Origin of the sequence: Lentisphaera araneosa HTCC2155, from assembly GCF_000170755.1 — a bacterium.
GTDB classification, from domain to species: Bacteria; Verrucomicrobiota; Lentisphaeria; order Lentisphaerales; family Lentisphaeraceae; genus Lentisphaera; species Lentisphaera araneosa.
Map to the genome: position 1 here is coordinate 104750 of NZ_ABCK01000013.1, position 15964 is coordinate 120713.

The 15964-nt window shown below is 43.6% G+C and carries 8 protein-coding genes; 2 read left to right on the forward strand and 6 right to left on the reverse strand.

Annotated elements, in window-relative coordinates:
* Window positions 1–27: 27 nt before the first annotated feature.
* The 5 genes from LNTAR_RS14095 to LNTAR_RS14115 form a co-directional block, all read right to left on the reverse strand.
* Window positions 28–1257: a GTP-binding protein gene (locus LNTAR_RS14095; RefSeq protein ID WP_007279388.1), complete on the reverse strand. Its 1230-nt coding sequence runs from the start codon at window positions 1255–1257 to the stop codon at window positions 28–30.
* 162 nt (window positions 1258–1419) lie between these two features.
* Entirely contained in the window at window positions 1420–3225 is a 1806-nt protein-coding gene (recD, locus tag LNTAR_RS14100) for an exodeoxyribonuclease V subunit alpha (RefSeq protein ID WP_007279389.1), read from the reverse strand.
* On the reverse strand, window positions 3218–6814 hold the full coding sequence (gene recB / locus LNTAR_RS14105; protein ID WP_007279390.1) for an exodeoxyribonuclease V subunit beta: 3597 nt from the start codon (window positions 6812–6814) through the stop codon (window positions 3218–3220). Before recB ends, recD begins: the two co-directional genes overlap by 8 nt.
* Window positions 6811–10110 carry an exodeoxyribonuclease V subunit gamma gene (gene recC, locus LNTAR_RS14110; RefSeq protein ID WP_007279391.1) on the reverse strand — a complete coding sequence of 1100 codons (3300 nt, stop codon included), beginning with the start codon at window positions 10108–10110 and terminating at the stop codon, window positions 6811–6813. Before recC ends, recB begins: the two co-directional genes overlap by 4 nt.
* A gap of 459 nt (window positions 10111–10569) precedes the next feature.
* On the reverse strand, window positions 10570–11559 hold the full coding sequence (locus LNTAR_RS14115) for a PGAP-CTERM sorting domain-containing protein (RefSeq protein ID WP_007279392.1): 990 nt from the start codon (window positions 11557–11559) through the stop codon (window positions 10570–10572).
* Window positions 11560–12264: 705 nt separating this feature from the next.
* Here LNTAR_RS14115 and LNTAR_RS14120 point away from each other — a divergent pair.
* A complete protein-coding gene (locus LNTAR_RS14120) occupies window positions 12265–12648 on the forward strand; it encodes a hypothetical protein (protein ID WP_007279393.1) in 384 nt (127 codons plus the stop codon).
* A gap of 481 nt (window positions 12649–13129) precedes the next feature.
* Entirely contained in the window at window positions 13130–14233 is a 1104-nt protein-coding gene (locus LNTAR_RS14125; RefSeq protein ID WP_420798220.1) for an acetyltransferase domain-containing protein, read from the forward strand.
* Window positions 14234–14331: 98 nt separating this feature from the next.
* On the opposite strand, the gene LNTAR_RS14130 is transcribed toward LNTAR_RS14125, so the two are convergent.
* A complete protein-coding gene (locus LNTAR_RS14130; protein WP_007279395.1) occupies window positions 14332–15945 on the reverse strand; it encodes an arylsulfatase in 1614 nt (537 codons plus the stop codon).
* Window positions 15946–15964 lie beyond the last annotated feature (19 nt).

Genomic DNA, 15964 nt, shown 5'->3' on the forward strand with positions numbered 1-15964 from the left:
AAATTTTAGTTTCATTCTTCCATTGCCTCAATGAGTTTCAGCTAACTCAGGACTCTCTTCCTCAGCCATTTGTAAGTCAATTTCAAAAGGGCTCTCGAAAGTGGACCAGTACTCGGGGCCTTGAGCAAATTCTTCATCACTTAATAGGCTTTGATCGAGTTTTGCGATGATTTCTTCTTTCTTTAAATCGATGCCGATAAAAACTAATTCCTGTTTGCGGTCCCCGTAGATACCATCGAAAGTTTCTTCCATATAGTCCGCATATTCACTTTCAAGTGAAGGATCTTCTTTAATCGCTGCGGCTAACCATTTACCTTCCACCGCGTAACTCAGTAACTCACCCGCTTGCTGAAAACTAAGGGCATAATCATTGACACTGGCTAACCAAAAGGAGCCTTTTGAACGGATGATACCGTTGAGGTTGTCATTTACGAGATCAAAAAACTTTTGTGGGTGGAAAGGGCGGTTACTTTTATAGCAAAATGAAGAGATATTAAACTCATCGGATTCACTGCTTTCCTCACCAATGAGGGTTTTAAGCCATAGTGGAGACTGAGAAGCTTTTTCGAAATCAAATAAACCTGTATTAATAATTTCTTTGAGATCAACTTTGCTATGATTTGTTTTGATGATTTTGGCGCTGGCATTTAAAGAGCGAATGATTTGTTCAGTTTTATAGACACAGGATGAAAAACATTCGTCAATTTTGTTCATGATAATGACATCTGCAAACTCAATTTGATCCACCAAGAGGGCAGAGATTGGGCGCTCATCTTCTTCAGATAAAAACTCTTCTCGGTCAGTAAGAATTTCGGTCGATTTAAAGTCTTTAGAAAAATTAAAAGTATCCACCACAGTCACCATGGTGTCGAGTTGAGCGAGGTCTTTGAGGGTAAAGCCATCTTCATCGACAAAGTCAAAAGTTTCGGCCACTGGCATCGGCTCAGAAATACCTGTGGATTCAATGATCAGATAATCAAAGCGATCCTCTTTAGCTAAACGCTGAATTTCTTCCAGTAAATCTTCACGCAGAGTGCAGCAAATACAGCCATTAGAAAGCTCCACCAACTTCTCGTCTTTTTGGGAAAGGGCATCACCATTTTTGCGAATGAGTTTGGAGTCAATATTGATTTCAGACATATCATTGACAATGAGAGCCACTTTCAGCCCTTCTTTATTGTTGAGGATATGATTGAGTAAAGTAGTTTTTCCCGAACCTAAAAAACCGGATAAAACTGTTACGGGTAATTTTTTCATGATGCTGAACCTTTAAGAAAATAAATTATTGATAATGAGTTATCAATAACAGTGGTCCAATCATCAGTATTTTGCAAATCACTTGCATAAAATTATTGATAATTAATTATCAATAAGTGCTTTTTAGTTTGCTTTGATACATAAAAAGTGAAAACTTTTGAATTACTTCATTCGGAGAAGGAGTCCTGAGAGGCGGTCGGTTTGGCGCTTGCATGTACTGAGCAAGGTTTTGCGCGAGGCATAGATCACAATGGCAGACTTGGCTCGAGTAATTCCCGTGTAGATCAATTCTTTACTGAGTAATCGGTCAGCTTGATCGGGAAGGATGAGGTGCACGTTTTGGTATTCCGAGCCCTGAGATTTGTGGATAGTCATAGCAAAGGCACTCTGATAATCCGGTAGCATGGAAGGCGGGAAGGAACGCAGGGAATTATCTGGCCCCGGGAACCAAGCTTTCGGCAAACCCGAATCATCGGGAAGAATGATGCCGATATCACCATTATAGAGTTTAATATTATAATCATTGCGGGTGATCATGATGGCGCGACCCTTGTAGAGCGATTCATCACTCTGAGAAAAGATGATTTGGCTGATGTGCTGATTGAGTTTGCTCGCACCAAAACTGCCATTGCGACTGGCGCAAAGAATGCGGAACTTATTGAGTGCTTTCAAAGCCTCCTCTGGCGAGCGGAGGGATTTTTTGTATTCCGTGAAGCATTGACGAATAGCGCCAGAAAAAAGCTCCTCAGCCTTGGCAGGGAGAGCCTGGTGAGCGATATCATCATAAGCTTTAAAGTACTGCGTATCTTCTAAGGGATGGGGCACGGGCTGCTCATTAACATCGCGAGCGAGTTGTCCAATTCCCGATGAACTATCGAAACGGAAACTATGCTCGAGTTTGACCATGATATCCTGTAAACTTCCCATGCTTTGATCCTCATTCAGAATCAGTTCTGAGCTTAGCTCTTTGAGTTCCTTGGCAAAAGTGGGTGAGAAAGAGTTGATTTGTCCGCCTGCAGTGAGATCGCCGAGAACATTGCCCGTCTCAACGGCTGCCAGCTGATCTTTATCCCCAAGAAGAATGACGCGGCAGTGAGATTGCAACGCTTGAATTACCGAGCGAAAGAGCGTCAGCGGAACCATAGAGCTCTCGTCAATGAGCAAGATATCCGATGGCGTTTTAAATTTATCATGGTGCTTAAAGCCACCACCAGGAGCGAAACCCAAGTAACGGTGAATGGTTTGGGCCTGAACTGGGATTTTTGCGAGGGTCGCAGCAGAGAAAGCTTTTTCATCACTCTGACTCGAGATGAAGTTGCGAATGGATTCCCCAAGTCGATCGGCAGCTTTCCCGGTGGGGGCCAAGAGGTCGATGCGCGTTGCGGGATTTTGCTCAAGAAGTAAGGCGAGGATCTTACCCACGGTAGTGGTTTTCCCCGTGCCAGGGCCACCAGAGATGACGCAAAAACGTGATCGCAGGGCCATGAATGCGGCGACTTTTTGCCAATTGATTTTACCAGCAATCTGATTGGGGAAAACTTCATTGAGTTTTTGTGTAAGCTGACCATCGAGTTCTTGAGTTTGATCTGCGAGTTTTGAAATGAAACGAGCCACCGTTGCCTCGGCACGATAATACTTATTGAGGTAAATTAGCTGATTCTCTAAGTCGACAATGAGCGGCTTAGTTTCATCGCCTTGACCCATTACTTGTCTGTAAATCTTTAAGGCTTGTTCATCAAGCTCAAAATCAATGTTGTGAGAAACGATATGCCCATCTTCATTGCGGTACTCAATGAGAATATCACGCAGGGGCAGAACACTGTGTTGTTGATTGGCATAATAACTGAGTACGAGACAGATGTCCTCGAGTGTTTCCAGCTCATGAGCGCTGAGTTCGCCTGCACGTTGACTGATGAATTGGGCAAATTGTCGATCGATTTCAGAGAAAATGGGAAGCTGATTATACATCTTTAAATTCTCCTTCGAGTATGAGTTTTTTCATATCCTCGACCAAGGCTTTGGGAACTCGATCGTAATGCATACCGCTTTGAGCGCCGGGCTCCACTCCTCTCACAAAGAGGTAGATACAGGCCCCAAAATGTTGATCATAATCGTAGCCTGCTAAATATTTCTCGAGGTAAAGGTGAAAAGCCAAGGTATAAATGTGGTACTGTAAAAAATAGAAGTGCTCGCGAACGGCACGTTGCAGGGCTTCGCCATGATAATCTTCGTAGCGTGGGCCGAGGTAATTACTCTTCCAGTCAACGATATAGAACTTGCCATCCTTTTGGAAACTGAGGTCAATGGAGCCATTAAAATAACCTTCTTCCATCCTGTAGTTAAGCTTCTCTAAATCCAATGAATAATCATGGGGAAAGCCATCGGAATAATGAGCTAAGAAGAGTTTTTGTAGCTTTTTGAGCTGAATATCTTTAACGGGATAATGAAACTCTAATTCATCCAGACGTTGATGGCGAGGGATAGAATCCAAGGCAAAATCATTATGAACTAAAGTGGTCGACAAAACTTTGCGCAGCATATCTTTGCAATCAGCAATGCGCTTGGCAAAGAATTCTTCTTGATTCGCAAGCTCAGTTTCATGTAGTTGATAATGTTTGAGGCGATCGGCAATGATTTCTTCCCAGCCACGCTCATCTTGGAAATCAATGTGCTCAAAGATTTCGTGAATGCAGGTTCCCGGTACGGCTCCACGGGGAAAGGCAAAAAAGCCTTCGGGAATAATTTCCTCTTCGGGTTCAGCATTGGGGATCTTCTCACCTTCGTCGTCTAAGGGGGCTTGGTCGGGTGTGAACTGAACTTTATCATGGCTTCGGATGAGTCCAGAATAACTGCCATCGACCCAGATGGGGAATTCAAATTTAAGTTCTTTGGGCTTTCTTAGTTCCAGATCATTTTTGGGACGGTAAAAGCAGGGGCTCATTTGATCGATATTGCCAAGTTCGCAAAACTTAGTGTGGCTTGTATTGGCAACTTGATCTTGCCAAATAGATCGTCTTTGTGAAGAATCAAGTTTTGTACTCGTACCATCGGCAATGTCTGCTCCAGTAACTTCTGGATTAGCGAGGTATTCAAAGGGCGTATTACTGACATTAACATCACCCCAGTAAAGGTAGCAGCGATGTGCTGAACGAGTCAGAGCTACATAGAGTAGGCGTAATTTTTCACTGAGGATCTCGCGGCGCCAGAGGTAACGTTTTTCTTGACGAAATTCTTCGTCGGGATCAATACTTAGGCTAGCTAAACGCGAGTCATCGTGATACTCGAAATCATTCTTCTTATTACTTTCTCCAAAGCTTCCATATGAACTCTCTTCAAATGATTCCGACCACATATAGGGACAGAATACCACAGGGAATTCCAAACCCTTAGATTTGTGGATGGTCATGATCTTTACCGCATTATCATCGGTTTCGAGTCTTTGCAGGTATTGATCATCGACTTTGTCGGCTTGAGTTTTCTCTTGGAGAAAGCGTAATAAACCCGAGGGGCCGAGGCCCTTACTCTGTTCTTCTTCATGCAAAATTTCGCGCAATTGATAGAGATTGCTCAGAGAGCGTTCACCCTGATCTTGTTCTAGCGTGCGGGTATAGAGTTGATGACGATCAATAAATTTTTGCAGAGTGCGCAAAAAGCCGCGTTTTTCCCATTCACGGTGATAGTCCACAAATTCGGTGAGCAATTCAAAGCGTTCCTGATCACCCAGTTCTTTAATTTCTTCGGCAGTGAGAGTGAAGAGCTCGCTGAGGAGTAGGGGGATGAGACTTGAATCTTTGGGGTCAATGACAGCATTGAGGAAGCGTTCCAAGGCATTAGCTTCTGCAGATTTAAAAACATTGCCAGATTTCGCAACCACTGCAGGAATGCCATTCTCGTTGAGGCTTTGCTTCATGGCGGTGGCTTGATTATTCTTGTTGACCAAGATACAGATATCGCCAGGCTTCAGTGCTTGCTTTTCTTCGCTTTCAAAATAGGCGGAGCCTTGCTGGGATTTATTGAGCAGAGAAATGATTTCTTCCGTGACTAAGCTCGGCATCAGGTTTTGTAGGTCTGTTTTTGATAGATCCTTGTCTTCATCAGCTCGATACCAACGCAGTTGCAAGGATTCCGGCTGCCCTGTAATCTTCAGAGTATTTTTATCGGCTTTGGCTCCCACTGGCTCAAAAGTGATGCCTTCACTCTCGTGGGCAGGGGCAAAAGCAAAGGCTTCATCAGCTCCACGCTGTGAGAAAAAATGATTCACGGCATCGACCATGGCTGCTTCGGAACGGTAGTTATCCTGCAGGGTGAATTGTTCATCAGCATCATTTTTCGCTTGCAGGTAGGCAAAGATATCAGCGCCTCGGAAACGATAGATGCTCTGCTTGGGGTCGCCAATCATATAGAAGGCGTGTTCAGTGGCATGGCTTTTGTCGCCAAAGAGAGATTTGAAAATTTGATACTGAATCGGGTCAGTATCCTGGAATTCATCCACCAAGGCCACTTTAAAATTATCGCGAATCAGACTGTGCAGAGGACCATTGGCTTGGTCGCGAACGAGGGCTTCATGAAGTTTGATGATGAGGTCGTCAAAAGTCATGACATTGAGCTTTTCTTTTTTGGCTTCGTACTTTTCGCGGAAGCTTTTTAGAAAGCGCTGCTTAATGAATTTATCTGAGTAACATTCAGCTAATTGATCTGCGGCTTCAAAGAGTTCGTGTGTGGGAGGAACTTTCTTCGATTTCATATTAGAGTTAATAGAACTTTGACTCAGGGCTACAATGGCCTTGAGTGCAGTCGGTCGTTCATCTCCCTTACAATAAAGCTTGAGGTGTTCGATGTAGTCAGGGAATTTACTTAAGAGATAAGGATTTTTTTGAGTTCGAGACATTCCCTTGTTATTCTGTAAAACTTCTATCTGGTCATGACCATGTGCTTTATAGAGTTCGATAAACTTTTGCTTGCGGGCTTCGAGGTCAAATTCTTCAGCTTCTTCAATGGCTTGCCCTTTGTAGAGCTTAATCAGGCTCTTGAGTTGTTCGGCATCATAATTAAAAGCACTTTGATGATCATAGGATTCAATACGGATAAAATCTTCCACGAGTTCATCGATGAGTTTGCTATCGTCTGTAACTAGTTCCATATCGAAAGTGGAATGACTCTCAAAAGCATTTTCCTTAAGCATGCGCTGACAGAAGCCGTGAATGGTAGAAATAACTGCTTGGTCAAAATTTACCAAGGCGAGTTCTAAGCGTCGCCTATTTTCGTCTTGATGGGGGTAAATCTCGATAATCGCTTTTAGGGTGGGGTCTTCTTCAGTGACGTCCCCGCGAATTTGCAGGAGCGCTTTACTGAGGTTTTTGCGAACGCGATCGCGCAGTTCTTTGGTGGCATCCTCAGTGAAAGTGACCACGAGGATTTCTGATACATCACGGCCCTTGAGGATGAAATGCAAGAAGATATTGGCAATGGAATAGGTCTTGCCCGTACCGGCGCTGGCCTCAATGAGGGTGATGCCAGAATCTTTGATGGGCTGAGTGAGATCGAGGGGCTGCATCATAGTTTCGCCTCCACGAGTCCGAGTTCATTGACTAAATCAAACACGGTTTCAAAGCAAAGCAAGGCATCTTCGTAAGGAAAATCCTTGCCAAAGCAAACTTGGAATGAATTATCGACGCTATCGGCAAAAGCATTGTTATAGGAATCATAAGCCCATTTTTGTTCTGCGAGCCCCATAGCGACTTCATGTTCTTTTGGCTTTTTAAGCTTTCGTTGCTCGTAGTACTTCTGGAAGCAATTGGGTAAAAAGGCCAAGGGTTTTTTAAGTCCAGATAAATAAAGTTCGAGAATTTGTTCCAATGATTGCCGCGCATCTTTTATTTCATGAATCTGATAAGCTTTGTCTTGATTGATGTAATGCAGTTTTTTCCTGGGTTCCACACTCGCAAGTGCGAGGTACTTAATACAATGTTTGATCAGGTGCTTAAATTTATCTTTGCCTGGGTGATAAGTGAGCAAGTTTTGCTGATAGATTCCCGAGAGTGAGCAATTGAGGCGAATTTTCTCGCTAAGTTCAAAAGTAAGAGTGAAATTCAGCTGCTCTTCTTTGTGTTCACCTTTGTGAAGAAGAATTTGTTCGGCAACTTTTTCAGAATCTCCATAAATTTGCTCAAAGCACTCAATACCTTTGAGGCCATAAGGCAGTGAACCATCCGCCAATACAAGTTCCTGCATTTGTATTTTAAATGACTCCTCATCCAAGTCTGGATCTTTGTGGATCAAGGCCTCAATCAAGGTGCTCTTGATTTTAAATTGCTCCAAGGCATTTACTTGCGCAAAGGCTTCGGTCTCGGGCAATTCACTCACCTGATCTTTCCAGAGGCTCGTGCCCAGTTGGCAACGGAGAAAAGTTTTTGCGCTATTGGCAAAAAACTTGGCTAAATCCTCTAAGTCGAGGTCAATAAAACCATCTTGCGATTTGATTTCTTCGGGTAAATCGAGTTCTTGTTCGCAGAAGAGGGCGGGGACTTCACGTTCAGGCTCACGAGATTTGAGCAGGGATTGCGCCGCACGAAAATGTAGCTGAGAAAGAGAAGCCAAATCATTATCTTCGTCTTGGAAATAACGTGGGTTGAAAGCGTTTAAGGCATGCTGAGTGATTTGGAAATCGGGAGCAATTTTTTTGATGTATTCCATGAATTCTGCGAGAATCACCGAAGGGGGGATTTCTTCATTATCACGTTCACTCTGACCCACATAAGATAAATATAGTTTCTCTCTGGCGGAGACTAAACTCTCCAAAAAGAGGTAGCGATCATCGAGGCTCATAGTACGGTCACCCTGACGCCAATTTTTATTCATTAAATCAAAGCCACTGCGGTGATTTGTTCGCGGCAATTGCCCTTCGTTGAGTCCGAGCATACAGATCACTTTCACGGGAATACTACGCATGGGCAGTAGAGAACAGAAAGTGATGCCGCGTGAAATAAAGCCATGGGAACTACTCTGTTCTTCTAGGGCACTATTGAGTGATTTGATGGCAATCTCGGCTGCAATCACTTCATTCATCTGTAATAAATCGGCTCTTTCACTCATTTTTTGGAGCTGAGTCAGAATGATATTGTATTCATTTTGATTGTCGGCGTTCTCTTCAAAGTTGGATTTGAGCACAAAGGAAAAGTACTCACACCAATTTTGTAGGCTCTTTTCTTCTTGAGTGATGATTTCGTAAATTGAAAAAAGTTGATCAGCCGCGGTTTTGATTTTACCCAAGATCGCTCCGTCACCACCAATGGGGCAGGAGAGAATCGAGTCATAGAGTTCGGGATCATCAAAGGCATAACCCGCAAGTAAGCGATCGAAGCCAAACTTCCAAGAGTTTTGTTCAAATTCTGGCAGCTCCCAATCGGCTCTTTGCTGGGCATCTTTACCCCAGCGAATGCGCGCTTGCTCAATCCAATCACGAATTGTATGCACGTCATCGACTTTGAGTTTATAGCGTGAGAGGAAATCGGGATTTTCAAAGATCTCTAATAAGTCATTAGAACTCAAGCGAGATTTGGCCAACTCAAATATCTTAAGGTAAGAATTCACCAGAGGACGTCCCCGCAATTCTTGGTCAGTAATCGAAAAGTCCAAGGGCATATTATCGGGGTTTGAAAATATATTGCGTATATGCGGTGCGTAGTCATGGATGTTGGGTGCCATGACAATGATATCCTGGGGACGCAAATCGGGATTGTCAGCCAGTGAACCCACTAAGTAATCATGCAGCGCTTCAAGCTCCCTCCGAGGAGAATGACATGAGCTTATTTTGACGGAGTCATCAGTCACTAAATCGTCTTCGAAGTCTTCCTGCATCTCCAAGATGCCATTTTGGATGCGGTGAAGTAATTGTGACGATTCTGATGGCGCATAATGCTCCAGAGTATCAAAGGACGTGTTTTCAATCAGCAGGTTGAGGAAGTCGCGTCCTAAGAGTCCTAGTGATTTCAAAAGAGAATGGGGTAAGTCGGGAATTTCGTTTTCGAAAGTTCGAGAAAAGATCGGGCCACGCAAGCCTAAATCATCTTTGCCTTGCAAGGGGAAAGCAGAAAACCTCTCCATGCGAATGTCTCCCCAATACTCCTGACAGGGGTTGAAGTGATAAAGCGTCACTTGCGTTAATTGCGAGAGTTTCTCAAAAAAGTTAACAAAGACGGGGGGCATATTTGTAATGCCAAAAATCGCAATGCGGGGCGGAAGTTCCAGGACTTCAGGCTGAATATCATCCGCAAGTAAAAAGTTTTGTAGGGCGGCCTGGAAAGAGTTTTGTGCGCTCTCGCAGAGCTTCTGCCAAAGGGCGATTTGCCAAGCTTCGTGTTTCAGTTCTTTCTCCAAGCCTTGATTGAACTGAGTGAAAGCTTTGCCTTGGATCCAACTCTGAAGCCAGTCGTGGCGATACACCATGTATTCATCGATGAGGGAGGCGAGTTGTTCGGCGAGCTGAAAGCGACGCAATTGATTTGTTTTCACGTAATCATGGATGATGGTGAACTTGCTTTCAATCTCGGGCAAAAGTTTAAAAATTCGCCACGCCAGTGATTCGCGATCCCAGATATCTTCTTTTGGGGAATAGGAGCATTTTACCAAGATCGAGGAAATGAAAGTTCGGATAAAGGGATACTCAATACGCGTCGCAATACCATTGTGATCGGCAATTTGCATATCAATCCATTTCGCCATACCGCGACTTTGAATTATCACCAAGTCATTGGGGCGCCCCAAGAGTTCTTCGGGGCGACACTTCTCATTTTGCAGTGAATCAGCTAATTGGCTAACTAAAACTTCCAGCTGATTACTTGCAGAAATTCGCATCTTGGCTTCCTCCTCGAATGACTCGACTAATTGACTTCAAAAATTCTATCACAACACCCCCGACTTAGCAAAGCTTAATTCAAGACTTTTTCATCTTTCTCAGAACATAATTTCGCCAGTTAGCTGCAAGACCGTTCGCAAGCTTACTGCAGATCGGGCTTCGCCCTGCAGTTATCAGTTTCAAATGGTCTAATCTTGGATGTGTCTAACTGTGGAATCGTCAACTCAGGCCACCAGCCGTAAACTCAGTTACTTCGTTCTAACAACTCAGCAGTACCGCTTCGTCTCTTTGACTTATACTTAGCTAAATACACAGTTAGAAAAATAGGAGGTATTTCTCTTGGTTTAAATTATGAATTGAGTGCTCATTCCGAGCTAAACTTATAGGAGATTTGCTACTGAATTGTAACTAAATATAAGTAATAATTAGGCTCTTAACAAGCTAAATAATGAAAACTCTCAGGCTTCTGCTTTAGCCATAAGCTTATTTTTAAAAGCCATAATAGCTGCGAATAGCATAAGAGCATAAATTGGTGGAGTAGGAGCTCCAGGTGCAAGGACTTCTACGTCACCCGGATAAAAATTTTCATCAAGGTTTTGTGAAGGGTTTCTAAATTCAAACATAAATAATATATTGCCCTTACCATTTTTACCCACTTGTATTTCTTGTGAGTCAATTTCATTTGTTAATACAGCTACCGCATGTTCTGAGTCAGACATGGTTGCAGAACTTCCATCAGAATAAACGCTAACTAAGTCCTCGTCATATTCTAAGGATAAATCTGTAGAATTTGATAAACCTATACCTGTTAAATCATTAGTAAAAAAATCATTGTATTGATCGAAATCTATATCATAGGATGTTATAAACCTTTCTTCTTCTAGTCGTGTATCAAAAAGTCCATTAGCTGTATACCAATCTAAGGTAAGTGTGGCTGAATTGTATCCATTCCCAGTCATTAAGAATGATAGCGTACCTGTGTCGGTGAGACCTTGGCTGTTTGATGTTTGAGCAAGCATTATATTTCCGTTGCCATATGATCCGTTACTTTCTATATTATCAACACTGACTCTTAAGTGTGCATATGCATCAGAGGTGTTTTCAAGTGAAAGCTCAAAATCCACGTAAGAGCCATTCGCAATATTTAATGTATTTGAAGAATCACCTGAGCCGGGAATGTCAGTAGATGTATTAAAAATAGTGCCTCCTTGGCCTGCCAAGGCACTGTCATCTACTAAGCCCGTAATCTCGTAACTTAAGGGATTATTTTGGTCTGTAGTTTGAGCTTGTGCATGAGTACTCAATAATAAGAATAAGAATAAGAATAAGAATAAGGTAAGGAAAGAGTAAAAATGTACTCTTGAATAAATTTGCTTTGATTTTATGAGTGATTTAAGATGAAATTGGCTTTTCAAATAATCATTTAATCGAATTTTAATAACATTCATGGTTAACTCCTTTTTCTTTCTTAGAAGTTAAGCAATATCCATGCATTTATAATATGATTATATTCAAGGTGTTGTTTATAAGTTTTTTATAAAATTATATATTAGTCATTTAGATTTTGTATTTAACAAATTTCACACAGAAATTTTAATATTTGTGTGTCTATATTTATTCTTCTTAGGAATCAGTGCTTAAACTTCTCTTGGTCTGGTCTTGTTTGTCTAACTGTGGATAATGTTCAGATATAAGTGCCCAATCGTGAATGTGCCTAACAGTGGAATCGTCAACTCAAGAACCTCGTTCTGCAACTCATACGCTCCGCTTAATCTACCAAGGCACCCTATTGCGGCCCTCTAAACTGATGGTCTACCTAAACGAGCGTAGCGAGTGCAACCCAAGCCAACTTGTTGCCGCAACCTAAGCGCAGCGCCGCCCTAGGACCGCTGAGCTCCAGCTCGGCATCTCAGGACTCAGTTCGTGAACTCAGCGCTTTAGCGCGTCAGCTCAGAAGCTCTGCTTCGTTACCCAAGCTCGGAACGAGCGTTCCCTAAGCTCGAAGCGCGGTCCTTTCCAAATTCTTTCTCATAAATTTGATTATCAGGTTATATTGAACATTTTAAGGATCAATATTCTAACTGACTTCTTAGTTGGAGTGAGTGAATAAGTATGAGCAGTGTAAAAATTTAATTTTAAACAGGATTTAAATCATGGCTAAGACAAGCTTAGTTTTCTCTATAATCTACATAATCATCGGGATTGGTGGATACTTTGCCTCTGGCAAGGCAAGCGTGACCGCGTTGATCCCTTCTTTCTTTGGGATTGTATTTTTTATACTTTCTTTAATTGCCCTTAAGAAACCCAAGCTTAACAAGCATATGCTGCATGGCATCATGTTGTTAGTGCTAGTGAGCTTAGGCGGAACTTTCAAAGGCTTTGGAAAAATGATTAGTTGGATGGGAGGTCAAGAAATAGAAAGATTACTTGCGGTTCAAATTCAAGGAAGCTTTTTTATACTCAATGCAATTTTATTGGTCTTAGGAATTATTTCCTTCATTCAAGCTAGGAAAGATAAAGAGCTTGCTCAGGCCTAAGTTTATTTTGATCAGTTTATAGACTAAAAAGCACTTGCGGAAACGCAAGTGCTTTTTTATTTGGTGATTAGACCGCTGCGCTTAAAGACCGCAGCGCTTAAGGAGACAAGAGAATTAGAAGAGGGCAGTAATCAGTTAAAACCTGTCTCCTGATTCCTAAACGAGCGTAGCGAGTGCAATCTAAGGCAACTTGTTGCCGCAATCTAAGCTCGGAACGAGCGCCCCCTAAGGAGCTCTGCTCCGCTTCGCAATCTAAGCTCGGAACGAGCGCCTCCTGTAGGCCCTTGGGCCGGTCTTTCAGTGAGCTTGCGAACGATCTTTCAGGCTCTCCGAGACGACCTTTAAGCGCAGCGATCTTTAAGCGCGAAGCGCGATAAACCCAGTTTTATTTTCAGGATTTTGGGGCTAGGGTTGTCTCAAAGATAATTTGGTCGACAAACTAATGGTGAAAAGGTAATGAAATATGTCTACGTCTAAATGAATCTCATCAATTGATTGGATGCGTGGTTTTGTGATGATCCTCATGTTAGTGGATCATGTATCAATGGTTTACAATAAAGATCACTTGGCGACAGACTCTGCCATTTCTTATATACCCGGCTCAGCTCTGCCAGCTTGGGAGTTTTTTACGCGCTGGACGGCCCATTTATGTACGCCGGTATTTGTTTTCTTGGCAGGCACTGCCATGGCCTTAAGTATTGAGCGTAAGGTCGCAAAAGGAATTGACTCATCTCAAATTAACAAAGATATTTTAATCCGCGGGGCCTTTATCGCCATTTTAGACCCCACTTTGATTTCCTTATTTGCCGGAAAATTTTTATTTCAGGTACTCTATGCCATTGGCTTGGCAATGATGTGCATGGCCTTTTTTAGACATCTTTCGAGTAAGCTTTTGATTATCCTTGCCTTATCTTGGTTTACTTTTGGTGAATTGCTCAATGGAATTTATTTTCCTCCGGGGGAGAGTACGCAATCAATTTTTAATGCCTTTTTCTTCTCGAGCTACACTTCGACTAATTTAGTCATTAAATACCCCTTGTTGCCTTGGTTGGCAATGATGATTTTGGGCTGGGTTTTTGGGCGTTATTTATTGGATTATAAAGAGGGCAGGAACTCCGTCGGACCGGTGAAACTCTTGCTTTCCTTAGGCTTTGTTTCACTAATGGCGTTTGCCGCCCTTCGTTACTACAATGGCTACGGCAATATGTTTTTACTCAGAGAAGATCATAGCTGGCAGCATTGGTTACATGTCAGTAAATACCCACCTTCGGCGACTTACACCTTGCTGGAACTGGGTCTGATGATGGTGCTCATGGCCCTTATGATCTGTGTGGAACGACTGATAGGCACGCGACAAAATGGCATCTTGTTGGTCTTAGGTCAGACGGCGATGTTTTTCTATCTAGTGCACCGTTTAGTCTTAGTGGGTGTGGCCAATTTATTTGACCTATATCAAGTCTCCGACTTATATACCACTTATATCATCAGCGCAGTCTTCTTGGCTATTCTCTACCCCCTATGCATTTGGTACCGTTCTTATAAGGCTAAGAATGTCAAAAAATCTGTTTATTTAAAGTATCTTTAAACCCTGGGACCGCCGAGCTCCAGCTCGGCATTTGCGGATAGGAAAGACCGCAAATGGTAGTAAACTTGTAGCCTAGGTCAAAAATGGCAAGTCTAAGGTTACTCCTTAGGCGCGGCCTTTAGGACGTCGCCTGCAGGAGACAGTTCGGTTCGTCCTCTGTAGGCGGTGTTTGCCCCGGTTGAACGTTGCATGCTTTTCATGGATATGGCTTTGTCCCGTTTCGCAGATATCTGCTCCTTGCTCTCTCCCGGGTTCACATACCACTCGCTGTCGATATGGGCTTCGGTATAGATCTGCCTGATTCTGTCGATCAGCTCCGGATTGCTTTTTGCTAGATCATTCTTGCACGCAAGGTCCTCAGTAACATCATACAGCTTTATCGGTTTGGAAGGGTGATCCCGGTATGCCCACCACTGATTCAAGCGAATACTTTGAGCATGCCGTGACATGGTTCCATTCTCCCAATAGAGATATTGATGTGTCTCTTGTTCATCCGGTTTGCCGAGCAGTATCGGGGCGAAGCTGATCCCATCGGTTTTCGGGGGAGTGATACTTGCTAGGTCGGCTAGCGTTGCCAATACGTCATACAGGGCGCAGATGTGGTCATTTTCTCCTGCCTTAATCTTGTCCTTCCAATAGACGAAGAAAGGAACTCGCACGCCGCCTTCATGGGTGGAGGTGAACTTCCCTTTCGGCCATGGACCTTTGTTTTTGAACAGAGAATCATCCTCATTTCGAGGTCTACCGAAGTATCCCCACTGGCTGTATCCATTGTCACCGGCGAAGAAGATTATAGTGTTATCCAGGATCTCAAGCTGCTCCATAAGGTCAAGCATCCTTCCAACGCCGCGGTCGAGGTGGCCGAGCATGGCTGCCCATTCCTTGTGTTTCAGGTCCCAAGGCTTGTCTTTGTAGGCTCCAAGATCGGGTGTGATGCACGGGCCGTGGGGAAGTTGGGTTGCGTAATAGAGGAAGAAAGGTTTGTCCCGGTTCTTTTTAATAAAGGAAAGAGCCTCATTTTGGAACAGGTCTTCGGAATATTTTGCCGCAGCGGCGACCGGGACACCATCGGGGACGAGGTTCCCGTTCTCGTCATATACGTTCTTTACATCGTCGAGTCGATCTACCGGACGCCCATTGTAGGTGCTAACACGCTTCATGTTGAATCCGTAATTCTCAGGAATCGGCTCGGGCTTCCCGTTTCTCATCAGGTAGTGAGGGAAGAAGCCATGAGCCCGTGCCTGATCGTAGTATCCGTACGAAAAGTCGAATCCCTGCTTGTCAGGAGCTCCCTCGGTGCCGGGCAAACCAATGCCCCACTTGCCGATAAAACCTGTGGTGTACCCGGCCCCTTTGAGCAGCTCGGCTACGGTGATATCCTCATTCAATAGGTGATCCTGTCCCCGGACTGAACTATTTGCGCGAATACGGCAATGTCCCATGTGCATTCCGGTCATCAGGCTTCCCCGGGATGGGGCGCATTCCGACGAACCACTATATGCCTGAGTGAAGCGGATGCCGTTCATCGCCAGCTTGTCGAGGTTGGGAGTCCGAAACTGCTCTTGTCCGTAGCTGCTCAAATCGCGGTATGACAGGTCGTCTGAGAAAATGAATAGGATGTTTGGCTTGACCATTTGCTCTTGCCCGAACACTGCAGAGCCCGACATGGCCGCGACGACAAATAAATACTTTAGAGATGATATTTTTTTCATAATGATTTACTTTTATTAT

Bases quoted from the DNA above. Each gene is read 5' to 3' on its own strand.
- LNTAR_RS14095 (WP_007279388.1), bottom strand. From the start codon at position 1,257: ATGAAAAAATTACCCGTAACAGTTTTATCCGGTTTTTTAGGTTCGGGA.
- recD (WP_007279389.1), bottom strand. From the start codon at position 3,225: ATGTATAATCAGCTTCCCATTTTCTCTGAAATCGATCGACAATTTGCC.
- recB (WP_007279390.1), bottom strand. From the start codon at position 6,814: ATGATGCAGCCCCTCGATCTCACTCAGCCCATCAAAGATTCTGGCATC.
- recC (WP_007279391.1), bottom strand. From the start codon at position 10,110: ATGCGAATTTCTGCAAGTAATCAGCTGGAAGTTTTAGTTAGCCAATTA.
- LNTAR_RS14115 (WP_007279392.1), bottom strand. From the start codon at position 11,559: ATGAATGTTATTAAAATTCGATTAAATGATTATTTGAAAAGCCAATTT.
- LNTAR_RS14120 (WP_007279393.1), top strand. From the start codon at position 12,265: ATGGCTAAGACAAGCTTAGTTTTCTCTATAATCTACATAATCATCGGG.
- LNTAR_RS14130 (WP_007279395.1), bottom strand. From the start codon at position 15,945: ATGAAAAAAATATCATCTCTAAAGTATTTATTTGTCGTCGCGGCCATG.